The sequence below is a fragment of the Sediminibacterium goheungense genome, from assembly GCF_004361915.1.
GTDB lineage: Bacteria > Bacteroidota > Bacteroidia > Chitinophagales > Chitinophagaceae > Sediminibacterium > Sediminibacterium goheungense.
The window spans coordinates 62,388-80,406 of the sequence record NZ_SNWP01000011.1; the positions used below are offsets into that span (position 1 = coordinate 62,388).

17 protein-coding genes are annotated in these 18,019 nt (G+C 39.3%); 16 read left to right on the forward strand and 1 reads right to left on the reverse strand.

All coding sequences use genetic code 11. From position 1 onward, the window contains the following. The first annotated feature begins 2 nt into the window (after window positions 1–2). The 16 genes from BC659_RS07775 to BC659_RS07850 all read left to right on the forward strand — a co-directional run bounded on the left by BC659_RS07775 (window position 3) and on the right by BC659_RS07850 (window position 16,917). Window positions 3–2,207, forward strand: a complete 2,205-nt coding sequence (locus BC659_RS07775) for a DNA/RNA helicase domain-containing protein (protein ID WP_211340752.1) — start codon at window positions 3–5, stop codon at window positions 2,205–2,207. 906 nt (window positions 2,208–3,113) lie between these two features. Continuing rightward, window positions 3,114–4,058, forward strand: a complete 945-nt coding sequence (locus tag BC659_RS07780; RefSeq protein ID WP_133474155.1) for an alpha/beta hydrolase — start codon at window positions 3,114–3,116, stop codon at window positions 4,056–4,058. Window positions 4,059–4,295: 237 nt separating this feature from the next. Then, complete coding sequence (locus BC659_RS07785; protein ID WP_133474156.1) at window positions 4,296–4,829, forward strand: GrpB family protein; 534 nt, start codon at window positions 4,296–4,298, stop codon at window positions 4,827–4,829. Next, on the forward strand, window positions 4,826–5,296 hold the full coding sequence (locus tag BC659_RS07790; RefSeq protein WP_133474157.1) for a hypothetical protein: 471 nt from the start codon (window positions 4,826–4,828) through the stop codon (window positions 5,294–5,296). The genes BC659_RS07785 and BC659_RS07790 overlap by 4 nt, the downstream gene beginning before the upstream one ends. A 167-nt stretch (window positions 5,297–5,463) precedes the next feature. Beyond that, complete coding sequence (locus BC659_RS07795; protein WP_133474158.1) at window positions 5,464–6,003, forward strand: helix-turn-helix domain-containing protein; 540 nt, start codon at window positions 5,464–5,466, stop codon at window positions 6,001–6,003. Window positions 6,004–6,100: 97 nt separating this feature from the next. Further along, on the forward strand, window positions 6,101–7,573 hold the full coding sequence (locus tag BC659_RS07800) for a serine hydrolase domain-containing protein (protein ID WP_133474159.1): 1,473 nt from the start codon (window positions 6,101–6,103) through the stop codon (window positions 7,571–7,573). Between the two features lie 149 nt (window positions 7,574–7,722). Further along, window positions 7,723–8,577 carry a methylated-DNA--[protein]-cysteine S-methyltransferase gene (locus BC659_RS07805; protein WP_133474160.1) on the forward strand — a complete coding sequence of 285 codons (855 nt, stop codon included), beginning with the start codon at window positions 7,723–7,725 and terminating at the stop codon, window positions 8,575–8,577. Window positions 8,578–8,729: 152 nt separating this feature from the next. After that, window positions 8,730–9,452, forward strand: coding sequence for an alpha/beta fold hydrolase (locus tag BC659_RS07810; protein WP_133474161.1), 723 nt, complete (start codon window positions 8,730–8,732; stop codon window positions 9,450–9,452). Window positions 9,453–9,503: 51 nt separating this feature from the next. Continuing rightward, the gene (locus tag BC659_RS17085; RefSeq protein WP_133474162.1) at window positions 9,504–9,992 is read left to right on the forward strand and encodes a response regulator transcription factor; all 489 of its coding nucleotides are present in this window, start codon (window positions 9,504–9,506) and stop codon (window positions 9,990–9,992) included. Window positions 9,993–10,194: 202 nt separating this feature from the next. Beyond that, complete coding sequence (locus BC659_RS07820) at window positions 10,195–10,731, forward strand: DUF4199 domain-containing protein (RefSeq protein ID WP_133474163.1); 537 nt, start codon at window positions 10,195–10,197, stop codon at window positions 10,729–10,731. Window positions 10,732–10,733: 2 nt separating this feature from the next. Next, on the forward strand, window positions 10,734–11,123 hold the full coding sequence (locus tag BC659_RS07825; RefSeq protein ID WP_133474164.1) for a DUF1801 domain-containing protein: 390 nt from the start codon (window positions 10,734–10,736) through the stop codon (window positions 11,121–11,123). 87 nt (window positions 11,124–11,210) lie between these two features. Then, complete coding sequence (locus tag BC659_RS07830; RefSeq protein ID WP_133474165.1) at window positions 11,211–12,455, forward strand: voltage-gated chloride channel family protein; 1,245 nt, start codon at window positions 11,211–11,213, stop codon at window positions 12,453–12,455. Window positions 12,456–12,498: 43 nt separating this feature from the next. Further along, entirely contained in the window at window positions 12,499–13,794 is a 1,296-nt protein-coding gene (locus BC659_RS07835; protein WP_133474166.1) for an amidohydrolase family protein, read from the forward strand. A gap of 86 nt (window positions 13,795–13,880) precedes the next feature. Beyond that, on the forward strand, window positions 13,881–14,759 hold the full coding sequence (locus BC659_RS07840; RefSeq protein ID WP_133474167.1) for a TolB-like translocation protein: 879 nt from the start codon (window positions 13,881–13,883) through the stop codon (window positions 14,757–14,759). A 47-nt stretch (window positions 14,760–14,806) separates the two neighbouring features. Then, on the forward strand, window positions 14,807–15,628 hold the full coding sequence (locus tag BC659_RS07845; RefSeq protein WP_133474168.1) for a LytR/AlgR family response regulator transcription factor: 822 nt from the start codon (window positions 14,807–14,809) through the stop codon (window positions 15,626–15,628). A gap of 77 nt (window positions 15,629–15,705) precedes the next feature. Beyond that, window positions 15,706–16,917, forward strand: coding sequence for a dioxygenase family protein (locus tag BC659_RS07850; protein ID WP_133474169.1), 1,212 nt, complete (start codon window positions 15,706–15,708; stop codon window positions 16,915–16,917). Between the two features lie 15 nt (window positions 16,918–16,932). Here the strand turns inward: BC659_RS07850 and BC659_RS07855 are convergent, their stop codons facing one another. After that, complete coding sequence (locus BC659_RS07855) at window positions 16,933–18,003, reverse strand: 3-oxoacyl-ACP synthase III family protein (protein ID WP_133474170.1); 1,071 nt, start codon at window positions 18,001–18,003, stop codon at window positions 16,933–16,935. Window positions 18,004–18,019: the final 16 nt, after the last annotated feature.

Here is an 18,019-nt window from a genome sequence, read left to right on the forward strand (position 1 = left end):
GTATGTCTTTTGAATTAGCAATAGAAGTTTCAGAACAATATCCTTTTCATAAAGATTCTCTCAATAGGATAGAACAGAATCCTTGGGTAAAAAATCAATGGCCACTTGTTTATTTTATACGAAACGACAATATAAAAGTTGCTTATGTTGGTGAATCAACAAATGCACTTAGTAGAATAAAAAATCATTTAGGAAATCCTCAACGTTGCAAGCTTGACACAATTTCGATAATCGGTTCTGATAAATTCAATAAATCTGCAACTCTTGATATTGAATCAAAGCTTATTCAGTATATAATAGCCGAAGGGGCTTACAAACTTCAAAATGGTAATTATGGGTTGATAAACCATAACTATTACCAACAAGATCTTTATAAAAATCTTTTTAAAGAAGTATGGAATAAGCTAATAGAACGAAGAATCGTAACTAAATCATTAGCAGAAATTGAAAACTCTGAATTATTTAAATACTCGCCCTATAAAGCCCTAAATCAGGATCAATATGATTCTGTTTTAGAAATTTTAGAGGGTTTAACTTCAAAGAAATATAGCAGGATATTTATTAGCGGAAGTGCTGGGACTGGAAAAACTATTCTTGCAACTTATTTAATCAAACTATTAAATACAAATAGCGATGAGTTACAAACAGATGACTTCAATGAAGATGAATTAAAAGAAATAGAGTTTGTAAAAAATTTTAGAGCCAAGTACCCAAATGCAAAAATAGGATTAGTAGTGGCGATGACATCTCTGAGGGAATCTCTTGAGCATGTTTTTAGAATGATTCCAGGATTAAAACCGTCAATGGTGATAAATCCCTCAGATACATTCAAGCTTCGTGAAAAGTATGATTTATTGGTTGTTGACGAGGCTCATAGACTGAGAAAATATAAAAATATCAGTTGGATGGGAGCCTTCAAAAAAAATAATGAAAAACTGGGGTTAGATGACACGGGAACTGAGTTAGATTGGATAATCGCAAATAGTAAAAATCAGATATTCTTTTACGACTCAGCTCAATCGGTAAAGCCATCTGATGTTGATTCAGAACGTTTTAATTTGCTTTTAAACGATGATAATTCAGTGTGTCTTGAATTAAAATCTCAAATGCGTGTAAAAGGAGGTAATAATTACATTCAATTTGTTGATGATTTACTTCAAGTTAACAGAGTTGAAAAAGATAGATATCAAGATGATAAATACGAGTTATTATTTTTCGATGATTTTAATGTCTTGCGCAGAGAATTAATAAAAAAAGAAAATGAGTTCGGACTTTGCAGAATGATTGCTGGTTATTCTTGGCCATGGGTCTCTAACCCAAAATTAAACCCAACTCCACATTCTGGCACAACTGATATTGATTTAGATGGTTTAAGTTTTAAATGGAATTCAACTGATAAAGATTGGATAAATTCAGCAAACGCGTTTAATGAAGTTGGATGTATTCATACTACACAAGGCTATGATTTAAACTATGCGGCAGTAATATTTGGTAAGGAAATCGATTATGATAAAAAAAGTAATACAATTCTGATTTATCCAGAGAAATACTTCGACTTGAATGGTAAAAAAGGGGTGCCTGATATAAATGTACTTAAGTCGTACATAATAAATATTTACAAGACTATTATGTACAGGGGCATAAAAGGGACGTATGTTTATGCAAGTAACCAAGGCTTAAGAGATTATCTTAAAGATCATATTGTAACATATAAGAACGAATTTCCTTTCCGAATTTTAAGTGATCAAGATATTAAACCTTATATTAATTGTATTCCATTAATTGATATATCAGCTGCTGCTGGTAAGTTCAGTGATTTACAATCACATTCTGAGTTGACCTGGATTGAACCTCCTTTTTCTATTTCAGCTAAAAAAGGATATTTTGTTTGTAAAGTTGTTGGTGAATCAATGAATAAAATAATTCCCAATGGTTCTTATTGTTTATTTAAACAAGATGAAGGAGGTTCTAGAAATGGCAAAATAGTGTTGGTGCAGTCAACTTCAATTAAAGACCCAGCTTTCGGATCAGGCTATACAGTTAAAGAGTATAATAGCAAAAAAGTGATTTCCGATGAAGGATGGAAACATGAATCTATCGTACTTAAGCCATTATCGACAATGGATGAATATGAAAACATAGAGTTGTCAGAAGATGACTTGTTGAATTTTAAGGTTGTTGGGGTATTTGATAGAGTAATTGCATGATAAATAAGCTAAATCACTAAAATGATAAAAATATATGTTGCATCATTTTTATTTTCTTTATAGAGTTCTGTACTTTGGAGTCTAGCATGAATAATAACTTCTAAACAGTCGGATGAATTTAATAATGTCAGTCAATATTTTTTATAACAAATAGACTAAGCTCGCGTACGACGGATTATTACCTTGAATATATAGGGGAATCTGTCTTTTTGGATTTTAACTAATTAGATGATGGTTGTATTTATTTATAACGAATCTCAGTTGATGGTTACGGGTGTTGCAGACTAGCATCAAATATTGCTGTCTTTAAAAAAAATTGAATTGGATTAGGTTAAAATACAGGAAAATGACATTCTCGACCAATCTGGATTAACTAAGATTGTAAAAACGGTAGTGCTAAATTAAAGTTTGATTTTGAAGGAAGCCTTTAATGTGTGTCAGCTTTTGTAGACTAATGCTAAATGCTCAAAAGCTCTGATAAGGAAACTTACAACGCGAAGTAGTCCCGGGTAGATCGTGTCTTAGCTTTATTATCAGCCAAGCTGTGAGATCACACTATCAAAATCTCGCAAAGCCTTTAACTTGCGCCCAATATATGTAATGAACATGAAGAATACCAGAACTACTTTCACCAAACTAATCCAAATGCATTGTATAAACTAAAAGAAATTTCAGAACAATAAAAGGCAAACAGAAAGCTGGTAATCAATCCTCCGCATGATTTTCAGCTGGGACAAGAAAACTAAAAACCACTTTATTAATTGTATTTTTTACAATTAATTTTAGTATTTTGGTCAATACTAATCAAGGTCTATTAACGATTGAAACTTGCCACCCTTCTTCGCATAGTCCTCTTCATTAGTGCAAAAAAGACTGACCTTCTTTTAATCATAAAACAACACTAACATGACTTGCAATCTTAAAACCTTTGCTAAAACCTCTTTTTTAGCAACTGCCTTACTGATCTTTTCAGTTTCTGCGAAGGCGCAGGATGGAACCATCTATCCCTTAAAAGCACCTCCCGAACCCAATGCCATATTACTGGGTACCGGTGGTGTAAAGGATCAGCCGGCATCTGAATCATGGTTTCGTCAGTGGGGCGATCCCATGGCAAGAAATATTACCACCGCAACACTCACACCTTTTCTACCGAAACCGGGTACAGCCAATGGTGCAGCCGTGATTGTAGCACCAGGTGGTGGTTTCCGCTGGCTCTCACTGGGTAACGAAGGTTGGGAAGTGGCCCAGGCACTGGCCGATAAAGGAATAGCTGCTTTTGTATTGAAGTACCGTCTGCATCCTACTCCGGATAAACTGGAAGACTTCTCCGCCTGGATGAACCGCCCACGCACCCCGGCACCAGCTCCTGCAGACACATCCAAAACAAATACACCCGCACCTCCACAGCAGATGGATCTTTCTAACCAATTGGCAGACGCGGAAGCTGCTTATGCACTGATTGTGAAACGTGCCAATGAATGGGGTGTTGACATCAACCGGATAGGCATGATTGGCTTTTCAGCCGGCGCAGGTTTAACCATGCACTCCACACTCAATTCAAAAACCATGAAACTGGCTTTTATTGGTCCGATCTACGGTGGCATGGGTCCGGTTACTGTACCCAAAAATGCACCACCCATGTTTAATGTAATTGCTTCTGATGATTTTCTTTTCAGGGGACAGTTTGGTGTCATTGATTCCTGGTTTAAAGCCGGTATACCGGTTGAATTTCATCTTTACCAGAATGGTGGTCATGGTTTCGGACTGGGTAATCCCGACAGAACCAGTAATCGATGGTTTGATGCATTTATTCACTGGCTCGATGTAAATAAGTTTTTGAAAGCAAAATAAAGCTCAGGTATAAGTAAATACCGCATGCTATTTTACCATCCAACAGCCCCTCACAGGGGCTGTTGGTATTTAAGACCAATATGTAACATTCGTTCCCGGAACGCTCATCTAAATATTATATTCACATTGTATCTTCAGAAAACCTGTTTATTTTATGGTAAGAACAGAGATTGGTTGTAGGGTTTCTTCTTTAGATTGCTTTATTCCATTTCGGAAAGTAAATAATAGCTATTCAATATGCTGATCGAAAAATACAATCCTGATTGGATTCAACAATTTGAAAATATCAAACAGGCAATCAGCAATGCATTAGATGGTGCCACCCATACCATTGAACATGTAGGCAGCACAGCAGTTCCTGAGCTGGATGCCAAACCCATTATAGACCTCGATATTATCTATACAAATGAAGAAGAATTTCTAAGCATTAAAACAGCACTCGAAAAAATAGGCTATTTCCACAATGGCAACCAGGGTATTGAAGAGAGGGAAGCATTTAAAAGAAACGGAAAACTGTTACACCCAATACTGGATACCATACCACACCATTTGTATGTTTGTCCCGCACACAGCAAAGCACTGGAACGCCATTTGTTATCACGTAATTATTTACGCAAACACGAATGGGCCAGAATACAATATCAGCAAATGAAATACGAAATAGCAGAACGGGCGGGTCAGGATAGAAAAAAATACGCAGCTTTGAAAGAACTTACTGTGAACGATTTTATTGATACCATCATAGCCGAAGAAAAAAATAAAACGACATGAAACGAATCGTACTATATATGTTGTTGATGAGTTGTATAAGTACTGTTGCACATGCACAGGGCTATATCGACCAAACCAAAGAAAAAGCACGTAAAAAATTAGAAAAATCAAGGGCGCACAATGCAGGCGTCAATATCCTTATCGAAGAAACTGATTCAACACTCAGCTATCTGGTGCGTGATAAAGCGGTTCAAAACCTGGACATTCTTCTTTTCTTCGACAACAAAAACCGCTGTTATAAGGAAAGAAAAGTATTAACCTGTGATAGCTGTTACCAAAAGTTTTTAAATAATATGCTAGCTGATAAATATTACCGTTGGACAAAAATTAACGACAGTACCTACTATGCCCGTTTTCCCTATCGTATTATTCTCGATACGAGACTGGCAGGCGAGTACACCCTTGAACTCAAACGAAGCGATATGCCCGGAAATGAGTACCGTAAAACAGTGCGTCAGGGTTTATAATAATTTTTATTTTTCAAGGCAAGAAGAGTAAGTGTCAAGAAATCAAGAAATCAAGAAATCAAGAAATCAAGGAATCAAGCATTCAAGGAATCAAGAAATCAAGAAATCAAGAAATCAAAAATCCCCCCATACTTATCTATTTTGCAGGCGTAAAAGCAGCGATCAAAATGTCGAAATTAAAAGCAGCCCGAGAGAAAGTAAATCTAACCCAGGAAGAGCTGGCCGAACAATCGGGTGTATCGGTAAGAACCATACAACGCATTGAAGCCGGTACCGATCCCAAAGGGTATACCCTCAAAGTATTGGCCAAAACCCTGGGTGTAGAACAGGACGAACTGCTAAAAGCAGTTGCAAAGCAGGAACCGCTGCCGCTGGGTTTTCTGAAACTGGTCAACCTGTCATCCCTCCCCGTAGCTTTTTTACCACCCCTGAATATTATCATACCATGGGTTATCATGCTCCTGAAGAAAGAGCTTGTTCCCATGGCGAAGCAATTGGTCTCCGTTCAGATACTTTGGACGGTAGCAGCTTTTGTACTTTTTATGCTATCGGCGTTTCTGAGAAACTGGCTGTCGATGAGTAACGGATTTACCCTGGTGGTGATGATACTACTGGCATTGAGTAATATTGCCCTCATTCTCTGGAATGCCATTACCCTCGATAAAAAGAAAGCACCTGCCATCAGGCTGAAATTTAGCCTGGTATAAGCCTGACAGGCTTTTGACGGCTTATTGGCGGCCTATTGGCGGGCCGTTTTTTGGGAAAACAGCTGTTCGGTTCCCAATCTTTGCCGTAAAATAATTCATGATGTACAGGCAGCTTCTAACCCTGATTTTTACCATTTTCGGCACTTGCCTCGGCTATACACAGGTAGCCAAAACCTCAGAACTGTTTTTGCAGCTGAAAAAGCAGGACAGTGTTTTTTTTGAACGAAGCTTCAATCTTTGCGATCTGGACTATCTGTCTACAGCTACCCATCAGAACCTGATCTTTTTCCACGATAAGGGAGGCATACAGAACCGGCAGGCTTTTCTGGAATCTGTGCGAAACAATATCTGTGGTAATCCCAACCAGAAACCCATCCGTAAACGAACCGAAAACAGCCTCGAAGTATTTCCCCTGTACAAGGATGGTACACTCTATGGGGCCATTCAAAACGGGGTACACGATTTTTATATACGGGAACCCAATAAAGCAGATCGCCATACCAACAGGGCCAGGTTTACCCATGTTTGGTTATTGGAAAACGGAACATGGCTATTGAAAGAAGTGTTAAGCTACGACCATCAGGAACCCAATGCATCAACAGCAGTCATTCCGGTAGAAAAGGAAATCGAGTCATGGCTCAAAGCAGAAAATGTACCTGCTTTAGGAATGGGTATCATTGAAAATGGTCAATTACAGAAAATAAATGTGTTCGGAACCCTCGATAAGAAAAACCCTGCACCTTACAATGCCATTTTCAAAGTGGCTTCTCTTACCAAACCCGTTACTGCCATAGTGGCTTTGAAATTGGTGAGTGAGGGAAAATTAGGTCTCGATGAACCCCTGGATGCTTATTGGAAAGACCCCGATCTGGGAAATAACCCCTGGATGCATAAGCTCAGTCCCAGAATTATTCTTTCGCACCAAACCGGTTTTCCTAACTGGCGATACCTGAACGAATCGAAAAAACTAAGTTTCGCATTTGAACCGGGAACCAGGTTCCAATATTCCGGAGAAGGGTTCGAATACCTGCGCAAAGCCATGGAAGCGAAATTTGGGAGAAGTCTTGAGCAATTGGCAGACAGCCTCGTTTTTACACCAGCCAAAATGAAAGACACCCGTTTCTGGTGGGATAACGCTATGGATACAACCCGTTATGTGCAGAATTTCGATAAGTACGGGAATGCACATGAAACGGTAAGGTATTACAAAGCCAATGCATCAGCCAACCTGCTCACCACTGTTGAAGACTATGGAAATTTTCTCGTCTATGTTCTACAAGGCGCCGGTTTATCGCAAGCGGTACAGGATGAAATGCATAAAAATCAGGTGAAGCTTAAAGAGCAGGATTATTTTGGTCTGGGCTGGGAAAAAATAACCGGGTTCAGTAATGATGAATATATATTACTGCACAGCGGCAAAGATCCCGGTGTGAGTACACTGGCTGTTATATTTCCGAAAAGCAAAAATGGCTGGCTTATTTTTCTGAATGGTGATAATGATATGAAACTGATTGAAAAACTGCTGACAGAAAAACTCTACCTGGGAGCAGAACTATGGAATAAAAAATAAGCTTCCTCTTTCTGTGTTCTTCTGTGCCTTCAGTGGCATTTATTTTCGCCACAGAAAGCACAGATTTTTTTGCTGATCTTCATATTCCGCAATTTTCGGGTTGTGCAAGGGTTGGCCAACCCAGAACTTCGCTTTATATAATAATAGGTATGAAGGAACAAGAACAGCTCAATTATAATCGTATCGCAAAAGCGATAGAATATATTAATGCTAATTTTAAACAACAACCCCGTCTGGAAGAGCTGGCAGAACAGGTGCACCTGAGTCCTTTTCATTTCCAGCGCCTCTTTAGTGAATGGGCGGGAACTACCCCCAAAAAATTTCTCCAATACATCAGTACAGAACATGCCAAGAAATTACTGAAAGAACAACAGGCTACTCTTTTTGATACAGCCATGGAATTGGGTTTGTCAGGAACAGGAAGACTACACGATCTTTTTATCAATATCGAAGGCATGACCCCCGCTGAATATAAAAACGGTGGGCAAGCGCTCCATATAAATTTCTCATTTGCAGAAAGCCCATTCGGCAGCCTGATGATTGCATCTACATCCAAGGGTATTTGTCATATGGCTTTTGAAGAAGATGAAACAAAAGCCTTGAACAACCTGAAAACAAAATTTCCCCATGCCAGTTATCAGCAAAAACTGGATCTGTTGCAACAAAATGCCCTCTTCATTTTTCAAAACGACTGGTCTGGATTATCGGATATCAAGCTGCATTTGAAGGGAACGGAATTTCAATTGAAGGTCTGGGAGGCTCTTTTAAAAATTCCGATGGGAAAACTTGCTACCTATGGAAGCATTGCCGAACATATTGGAAACACCGGCGCTTCCCGCGCAGTAGGTACTGCTATCGGTAGTAACCCTGTTGCTTATCTGATACCCTGTCATCGTGTGATACAATCCACCGGACACATAGGCAGCTACATGTGGGGCCCAACAAGAAAAACCGCCATCATAGGCTGGGAAGGCGCAAGAATGGAGGATGGGAATATTGAATAATGAATATCCAATTTTGAAGGTTTCAAAATCAATAAAGATCTTTCCTGTCTCATAGTCTGATACCCAATCTGGTTAGTTAATAAGATAGCAATTTTCGGGTTGCCATACAGGATGCAGAAATTCATCTTCGCACAGAAAATAACCTGACAATCATGAAAACATTCATTCTCGTTCACGGTTCCTGGCACAGTGCCTGGAACTGGCATAAACTAATCCCTATGCTCGAAGCACAGGGTCATAAGGCCATAGCCATCGATTTGCCAGGTATGGGAAGAGATAAAACACCCATACAGGAAGTAACATTAACTATGTCGGTTGATAAATTATGTAAACTGATCGATGAGGCTGAAGAGAAGGTGATTCTTGTCGGACATAGCAAAAACGGTATTGTTATTTCGCATGCAGCAGAAAATCGCCCGCATAAAATAGAAAAACTGGTTTACCTGGCTGCCTACCTCATTCCCAATGGAAAAACGCAGGCCGAATATTCGGCGCAGGATATACACGGCGTATTGAAACCTTATGTTACGCGTTATCCAGAAACGGGGTCACATACTTTGCAAGCGGAAATTTATAAAGAAGGTCTCTACCACGATTGTGAAGACTATATTACAGAACTGGCTAAACTTTTACTGAGTCATGAAAGTGTGGCAACAGGGATTACACCCATGGTATTGAGTGATGAGCATTTTGGATCCGTTCCCCGTTATTATATTGAATGCACAGAAGATCGTGCGGTGACGCCATTTATTCAACAGAAAATGTATACAGAAACGGTTTGTAAAAAAGTATACCGCATGGCAAGCAGTCATTCTCCTTTTTTCAGTAAGCCGGAAGAACTCTGTAATATTTTAGAAGAGATAGCTGCTGATTAGTTACGTAAGTTTTGGGAATTATTTATCTTCGGATCGAACCGTTGATCGATCATGAAAACAATCGTATTTATCAGGCAAAAGCTGAAATCAGCGAAATCTGTTTTTCTATATGCTGTACTGATGGCATTATTGGTATTTGCTTTGAAATGGATGCAGTGGAAATACCTGATTGTAGATCATTCCGTTGATATATATGTAGGTCTGATAGCGGTATTCTTCACACTATTGGGTATCTGGGTAGCGTCGCAGTTAACCAAACCCAAAATAGAAACGGTGGTGGTAGAGAAACAGGTGTATGTGGTTTCACCGGAGTCATTTGTGCTGAATGAGGTGGAACTTGCAAAACTCAACCTTACTACCCGTGAGTATGAAGTGTTGCAACAGCTGTCGAAAGGATTGAGTAATGCAGAAATAGGTGAGCAATTATTTCTATCGCTGAGTACGGTAAAAACCCATGTTTCAAACCTGCTCTTCAAAATGGACGTAAAAAACCGCACCCAGGCCATCGAAAAAGCCAAACGCCTTAGATTAACCCCTTAATATATAAAGAAAGACCCTGCGCAACCCCTGCGCGTTCCGGTTCTCTGCGGTGAATAGCAAATACTGTTCATTCTTTAGAACAGAGCCTGCATAGTAATACATCCTACTTAAGTATGAAATTCACCCCCTTTAATGCAATTTGGTACTTTAGTATGAGATGGGAGTTTGCAGGTGCGGATAGATTTGCGTAAAATTATACACGATGAAAAAGAATGTTTTCATTTTCGGACTCATTTTAGGCGCCCTTCTCCTTGGCCATATGTTCTATATGGTACACCTGCTTTACACAAAACCCGATCTGCAAACCAATGATATTGTAGGTTATGCCGCCATGATTGTGGTATTCTCTCTTACCTTTTTTGGCATCAGGAACTACCGTAACAAAGAACTGGACGGAATTATAAGTCTGGGAAAAGCATTTAAAACAGGCGCATTCATTGCCCTACTCGGTTCAACCATGTATGTGCTGGTATGGTTGTTTTATTATTATCTGTTTGTGCCAGATTTTATAGATGTGTATTCAGCACATGTAATCAATACCTGTACACGCAATGGAGATACCGCAACAATCATTGCTGATAAAACAGCTCAAATGAAACAGTTGAAGGAGATGTATAAAAGTCCGTTTTTTATCATACTCATGACTTATGCTGAAGTGCTTCCCATTGGTTTGGTAGTGGCATTTGTGAGTGCATTGGTATTACGGCGAAAAGAAAAATCAGTTGAAAACAAATTATAACCATGCAAAAAGACATTCAAAACTACCACCGGGCATTGGCTGCAGATGATAAAGCTATTTGTGATACTTTGTTTGAGGTTATCAGCGAACAACTACCCGATGCCGAAAATAAAATCTGGCACGCGCATCCTGTATGGTTTCTGGAGGCTAATCCAATCGTAGGGTACGACAAATTAAAAAACTGTGTTCGTTTATTGTTCTGGAGTGGTGGAAGTTTTGAGGAAGAGGGCCTTACAAAAGAAGGAAAATTTAAGGCGGCAGAAAAAAGGTATACAGCCTTAGACCAGATCAATAAAAAAGATTTAAAACGCTGGCTCAAAAAGTCGCGTGATATTCAGTGGGATTATAAAAATATTGTAAAACGTAAAGGGGTATTGGAGCGGTTGAAATAATTTTTAGCCACAGATACACAGATTTTAATAATCTGTGTATCTGTGGCTAAAAAATCCTGCTGATTATGTTTTACTTTTATACAGGAAATGAAATCAGCCACCCATATCGTTCGTGTTTTTTTCAGGTGGGCGCTTATATGCTGTATCATTGGATTAGCTGCGGGTACCGCTTCAGCCTTCTTTCTGCAAACCCTTGATTGGGTAACCAACTTCCGTGAAACACATCTTTGGATCATCGCTCTGCTACCGATAGGTGGTTTGGGTATTGGTTTGCTATACCATTATTACGGAAAAGAAGTAACAGCAGGTAATAATCTGTTGATTGATACCATTCATAAGCCGGCGAAAAAGATACCCTTTCGTATGGCACCCTTTGTATACATCGGTACTATGGTAACGCATCTGTTAGGTGGTTCTGCCGGTAGGGAGGGTACCGCTTTGCAGATGTCGGGTGCTATGGCAGACCAACTGAGTACTCCATTTCGCTTATCGGAAGATGAAAGAAGAATACTGATCATTGCTGCTATCGCCGCAGGTTTCGGTTCTGTATTCGGCACACCGCTGGCAGGTTTGGTATTCAGTCTTGAATTATTGCGGATAGGGAAACTCAGATACACAGCTTTCATCCCTGCCTCGGTATCTGCATTACTGGCAGATCAGGTTACCCGCTTATGGCAAACACCCCATACACACTATACCATTTCTACTGTGCCGGATATTACAGGCATGAATCTTGTATATGCGGTAATAGCCGGTGTTACTTTTGGACTTTGCGCTATGATTTTTTGCAAGGGTATGCATTTCAGTAGTCAGCTTTTTAAGAAAATAATTCCTTATGCACCGCTAAGACCACTAACAGGAGGTTTGCTTATTGCAGTTGCAATATGTTTTATGGGTACTACAAAATATATCGGGTTAGGTATTCCCACCATTGTTCAGTCATTTGAAACAGCATTGCCCTCTTACGATTTCGCACTTAAAATAGTGTTTACCATTGTAACATTAGCAGCAGGGTTTAAAGGCGGAGAAGTAACACCCTTATTTTTTATCGGTGCTTTGTTGGGTAATGCCTTATCTGTTATGATACCACTTCCTTTATCTCTTCTTACCGGAATGGGTTTTGTAGCTGTATTTGCCGGTGCCACCAATACGCCGATTGCCTGTACGGTAATGGCCATTGAATTATTTGGTTTTGATAGTACCGTATATGTGCTCATTGCCTGTGTAATGGCATACCTGGTTTCAGGTAACCATAGTATATATGAAGGGCAACTCAAAACAGGATCAAAATACGAACGTTGGAAAGTAAATTTTAACTGGGATAAGCTATAACAAAATATAATAATGAGTAAATTGCTTACTCATCTATTTTGTTATGACAGGCTTACCATTCAAGAGAATCCTAACAATTGTAGTTCTTCTGTTTTTTACTGCCATCGATGCCAAAGCGCAGCCGGTAAAAAAATACCTGATAAAAGCGGGTAAACTCTATGATGCGGTTAATAAAAAATTCCTGCTCAACCAGTATGTTTTTGTGGAAGGTGATAAAATCCTGAACCATCAGCCGGCAGATACAAAAAATTATCCGGGTTATGAACTGATCGATCTCTCTGGTTCTACCGTAATGCCAGGTTTAATAGATGCCCATACCCATTTTTTGTTTATGCAGAAAAGTGGAGCACCCATGGAGTCAGATATTATTGAACATAGTGATGCAGATCGTTTATTAAGAGGTGGTAATATTGCCGAATCATTTTTAATGGCTGGCATCACCACAGTGCGTGATTTGGGTAATTCAGGACAATATCTCGATGTTACCTTGCGGAATGCGATTCAGAAAGGATGGGTGAAAGGTTCTCGGATGCTGGTGTCGGGTCCGATTATTAGTCCACCCGGCGGACAGTTCGGTAAATTAGCCGAAGAAAATAAGCACTTGCCGGAGAAGGAATACAGCATTGTACGATCGGAAGAAGAAGCCAGGCAGGAAGTGAAGAGACATAAGGAAAAAACGGTGGATCTCATTAAAATCTGCGCTACCAATGACAACGGTCTGAACTTCTCGATAGATGAGATGAAAGCCATCGTAGAAACAGCACATTCATTCGGTATAAAAGTAACGGCTCATGCCACTTACGATCAGGTAGTGAGAGATGCGGTATTAGCCGGCGTAGATGGTATAGAACATGGATATGGTATTTCGGATAGTACACTTGAGCTGATGGCTAAAAAAGCTGTATACCTGGTGCCAACCGACGGCACTTTTGAAGGGTATAAAGAAATTGTAGACTATGCGAAAAGTAATATCTCTGATGAAGATATCCGTGGTTTTGTAGCATCTACTAAAGAGAGAATAATACGAGCTTATAAAATGGGCGTAAAAATTGTTTTTGGCTCAGATCTATATCTGTATATACCTCGTCCGATAGGTGTGGCAGCAAAAAATGCATTGGTTTCTTATGTCGAAGCAGGTATACCGCTGAATGAAGCATTACAGTATGGGACTCTTAACGCAGCTGAGGCATTGGGCAAAAAAGAAAAGCTGGGGGTTATAAAAAAAGGAGCATATGCAGATATCATTGCTTTTAAAGGGGATCTCGAAAAGAACTTTAAACAGTTGATTTATGAGAAACTCTCATTTATTATGAAAGAAGGTGTTATTTATAAAAAATAACGATCAAATAGTTTTACGACCGATCAGCAAATCCTGGCAGCTATTCTTCTGTTATTGCGATACTTTGATATACATAAAAGTAACCAATGCTGAAAACAAGTATTTTTTTATTCGCAATGCTGGTTGTTATGAACTGCTATTGTCAGCAAGTACCACAACTATTTGAACCCGGATTCATTTCAAATGGTGGTGTATTCGGGCTCGCCATTTCTCCCGATGGTAATACAGCTTTGTGGGTAAGATCGAATGGAAAACGGGATACACTGGTAATATTGCAATCCAGTAAAATGAATGGTAGCTGGACAAAACCGGTAATAGCTTCTTTTTCAACCACCGATGCCCAATGGAAAGATATTGACCCGATATTCAGTCCGGATGGTAAAACGGTTTTGTTTCAATCCACACGTCCGGTTCCCGATCGGCCGAACAGAACAGGTTTTGATATCTGGGCGGTTGGTAAAACCGCGACTGGTTGGACGGCTCCCTATCATTTAGGTAATGTGATTAATACAGATGCTTCCGAGTCATATGCTTCTGTTACAAGAAAAGGAGATATCTATTTTATGAAAGAAAATCCGACAAAGGCGGGTAATTCAGATATTTATGTTTCCAGAAAAGTGAATGGTGTTTATCAGGAGCCGGAAAATATAGGACTGCCGGTTAATACAGAAAAATTCAGGGAATCGAATCCGTTTATTTCACCCGATGAAGATTATATACTTTATTTTTCTTCTGATTCAACCGGTTATGGGGAAGTTGATATCTACATTAGTTTTAGAAAAAATGATAAGTGGTCGTCACCCAAAAATCTCGGTGCAAAAATAAATTCAGCATTGGCGGAGTTTTGTCCCTTTTATCATGAAAAAGAAAAACGGTTGTATTTTTCAAGACAGAAAAAAGGAGAGGGCAGGATGTATGAGGATCTGTATTTTATAGATTTTGATCTCAAAAAATACAATGATTAATATCATCATAAGGTTACCCGTTAGGTTTTTAGAGAAAATTAAAATATATGCAAACTCCGGTTTTTTATAATGATAATATCCTGCCAGGGAAAAAACTTAGTGTCCTTTTTCTGCTACTCGTGATCGTAACAATGTTGCAGGATTTATTATCGACAGTTAGAAATAATAGCAGTTATTACTGGACAGAATCACTTCTATTCAATAGCTACTGGCTCTGGTTTATTCCCGTAATCTTTTTTATAAGGAGAAAGCCGTTCTTACAAATGGTGGCAAAACAGAACAGTATTGTTCTTCGATTTACCACAATCATTATTACAGGGCTGTTGTTGCATATAAGCTTATATGCCATTATGGTAACAACCCTTTCGTTTTTTCTTTTTGATCATACTTATACCCTGTCTAAAGTATTTACGTATACACTCTCGAACGATTTATATAAATATCTCATGGCTTATGGATTGCTGGCATGGATCATTTATAAACAAAAAGCCACGGAAAAAAATATCCCGGCAACACCAAAATACGCAGCACTAAAAGAGCTGATGCTGCAACAGGGTAATGAACATATACTGGTTTCAACTGAAGAAATCATTCTTATTTCTTCAGCCAGTCCATACATAGCAATTCATACTGAGAAGAAAAAATACCTGCACACAGCTACGCTACGGAATATTTCCTTACAGCTCGATCCCAAGGTATTTGTGAGGGTACATAAAACCACCATTATCAATAGCCATTTTGTGCTTTCTTACCGATCAAGGTTAAACGGTGATTATGATATATTACTCAAAAACCAACAGGAAATCAGATTGAGCAGGAACTATGTACAGGCTTTCAGGCAAATCATGAGCAGCAGGTCATCGGCTTAGACCATTTTTTCATCAGGACAGCCTATTTGATTTCATGATCCTTTGCGTTAACAGGAATTTTGCCCTAAAAATCTGTTATGCGCTTAATGGTTAATCGTTTCTTACTGAGTTGTTTTCTTTTTTCATTTTTTGTTTCCTGTGCAGGCCAGCAAAATGACAAAGCCGAGCGGAAACATTCTCCTGCCGGGAAAGTTGGTGGTAACTGTGAGGGCTGCGATATTATGTATGTTGATATGCCGGCTCAGATAAACCATACTGATACCAGCGCAGGTTGGTTTGAAAAAGGCCAAAAGCTGGTGTTAACCGGTATTGTTTTTAAGAAAGATGGTAAAACACCTGCCGCCAATGTATTACTCTATTATTGGCAAACGAATGCGCAGGGGTATTATGTAGCATCAGAAGGGCTCAGCACCAAAGCTAAAAAACATGGACATATCCGTGGCTGGGTAAAAACCAATGAAAAAGGGGAGTACAGCATATATACGATTCGACCCGCTCCTTATCCAAATGACATTTTTCCTGCACATATCCATATGCTGGTGAAAGAGCCGGATTTAGCGAATGAATATTATGTTGATGATTTGGTTTTTGATGAAGATCCATTGCTCATTCCTTTTCAGAAAAAATACCCTATGGAAAACAGGGGCGGAAGTGGCGTATTACGTGTACTGCTGCAGGGCGATATTCAGATAGCAGAACATGATATCATACTCGGATTGAATATTCCTGATTATCCTGATAATACAAAGGGTGTGAATAGTTCCGGCTTACCTATTGGATATGATCAGCCATCTTTCATGCCATATCATGCTTACGGGCCCGATAAGGGTTCAAGGGCCTGTCCGGTTTGTAAATATGGTCGTTTCCATGGCCTGCTTTATTTTGTAGGGAACCAACCAGACTGGATAGATATCAAACGCTGGTTATTCTTTCTGGAAAAAGAAAGTAGGTTACGAAAAACATACCTGAAAGTCTATTTTGTGTATGGCAATGAAAAAGGGTATAATCATGACAAGCGTCGTATGGAGTTGGAAAAACTAGGTAAGGAACTGGGGATAGAACAGCTGGCTTTGTGTTTTGTGCCTTCATTCAGTGATACAGCATCGGAGGCAAACCTGAACAGGATTGATCCTTTTGTGAAGAATACTTTTATTCTTTATAAGAACAGAAGGATCATTGATAAACGAATCAATCTCTCAGCTTCAGAAAAAAATTTTGAAGCAATCGTTAATATGCTTAATTCAGGTAATCAAGCTTTATTTAAACTGAAAAGCCTGCCTCATGATTAAAAGTATGTAGTATGCTTATACCCTGTAACAAACGGCATTAATATTCATCCCGGCTCCAACGGAAGCAAACATAACAATATCACCTGTTTGTAAGGAATGATCATCGAGAACGCCTCTTTTCACCAGGTCATACAAAGTAGGTATGGTAGCTACCGAACTGTTGCCCAGCTTATGTATACTCATCGGCATAATATGCTGGGGTACTTCTTTTAAACCATAGAGTTTATACAGCACTTTGATAAAGCCTTCATCCATTTTTTCATTGGCCTGGTGAAGAAAGAATTTTTTTACTTCCGTTACATGCACTCCACATTTGTCTAAGCAGTCTTTCATAGCTGCAGGTACATTTTTAATGGCATACTCATATACTTTCCGACCCTTCATTTTTATGTAACGGATTCTTGGATCAGATTCCGGGAAGTTGGATTTACCCATATAGAGATAATAGGCTTCATCTATACAATGACTTTGTACGCTGGCAGCAAGTATACCACTATCACCTTCTTTTTCTTCAATAATACAGGCTCCGGCGCCATCACTGAAAATCATACTGTCGCGATCGTAATGGTCAATTACACGACTTAATGTTTCAGTTCCGATAACCAGACATTTTTTTGCAATACCGGCTTTTATATATGCATCGGCCTGGATTACACCCTGTATCCAGCCCGGACATCCGAAAAGAATATCGTAAGCAACACAGGAGGGATTACGGATCTGCAATGCCTGCTTTACCCTGGATGCGAGTGCGGGTAGTACATCGGTTTGAATGGTATGTTTTACCACATTGCCGAAATTGTGTGCTACTATAATCTGGTCAAGCGTTTCCGGATCAATACCCGCATCTTCAATAGCATGCTTGGCCGCAATAACAGCCATATCTGAGGCATTGAATTCAGTGCCTACATATCTTCTCTCTTCAATACCGGTAATATCGCGAAACTTTTCAATGATATCATTGGGGGCAGCTACAATGCGCTGATGATCTTCAGTATAAAAATCCTGAACAGTAAAATCGCGGTTGGTCTTAATGTGCGGTGGAATATAACTTCCGGTTCCCGTAATAACTGTTTTCTTTTCTGGCATTGCTATTAGAATGAGG

Excerpts from the sequence above, each read along its gene's own strand:
- BC659_RS07775 (WP_211340752.1), top strand. The coding sequence starts at position 3 with ATGTCTTTTGAATTAGCAATAGAAGTTTCAGAACAATATCCTTTTCAT.
- BC659_RS07780 (WP_133474155.1), top strand. The coding sequence starts at position 3,114 with ATGACTTGCAATCTTAAAACCTTTGCTAAAACCTCTTTTTTAGCAACT.
- BC659_RS07785 (WP_133474156.1), top strand. The coding sequence starts at position 4,296 with ATGCTGATCGAAAAATACAATCCTGATTGGATTCAACAATTTGAAAAT.
- BC659_RS07790 (WP_133474157.1), top strand. The coding sequence starts at position 4,826 with ATGAAACGAATCGTACTATATATGTTGTTGATGAGTTGTATAAGTACT.
- BC659_RS07795 (WP_133474158.1), top strand. The coding sequence starts at position 5,464 with ATGTCGAAATTAAAAGCAGCCCGAGAGAAAGTAAATCTAACCCAGGAA.
- BC659_RS07800 (WP_133474159.1), top strand. The coding sequence starts at position 6,101 with ATGATGTACAGGCAGCTTCTAACCCTGATTTTTACCATTTTCGGCACT.
- BC659_RS07805 (WP_133474160.1), top strand. The coding sequence starts at position 7,723 with ATGAAGGAACAAGAACAGCTCAATTATAATCGTATCGCAAAAGCGATA.
- BC659_RS07810 (WP_133474161.1), top strand. The coding sequence starts at position 8,730 with ATGAAAACATTCATTCTCGTTCACGGTTCCTGGCACAGTGCCTGGAAC.
- BC659_RS17085 (WP_133474162.1), top strand. The coding sequence starts at position 9,504 with ATGAAAACAATCGTATTTATCAGGCAAAAGCTGAAATCAGCGAAATCT.
- BC659_RS07820 (WP_133474163.1), top strand. The coding sequence starts at position 10,195 with ATGAAAAAGAATGTTTTCATTTTCGGACTCATTTTAGGCGCCCTTCTC.
- BC659_RS07825 (WP_133474164.1), top strand. The coding sequence starts at position 10,734 with ATGCAAAAAGACATTCAAAACTACCACCGGGCATTGGCTGCAGATGAT.
- BC659_RS07830 (WP_133474165.1), top strand. The coding sequence starts at position 11,211 with ATGAAATCAGCCACCCATATCGTTCGTGTTTTTTTCAGGTGGGCGCTT.
- BC659_RS07835 (WP_133474166.1), top strand. The coding sequence starts at position 12,499 with ATGACAGGCTTACCATTCAAGAGAATCCTAACAATTGTAGTTCTTCTG.
- BC659_RS07840 (WP_133474167.1), top strand. The coding sequence starts at position 13,881 with ATGCTGAAAACAAGTATTTTTTTATTCGCAATGCTGGTTGTTATGAAC.
- BC659_RS07845 (WP_133474168.1), top strand. The coding sequence starts at position 14,807 with ATGCAAACTCCGGTTTTTTATAATGATAATATCCTGCCAGGGAAAAAA.
- BC659_RS07850 (WP_133474169.1), top strand. The coding sequence starts at position 15,706 with ATGCGCTTAATGGTTAATCGTTTCTTACTGAGTTGTTTTCTTTTTTCA.
- BC659_RS07855 (WP_133474170.1), bottom strand. The coding sequence starts at position 18,003 with ATGCCAGAAAAGAAAACAGTTATTACGGGAACCGGAAGTTATATTCCA.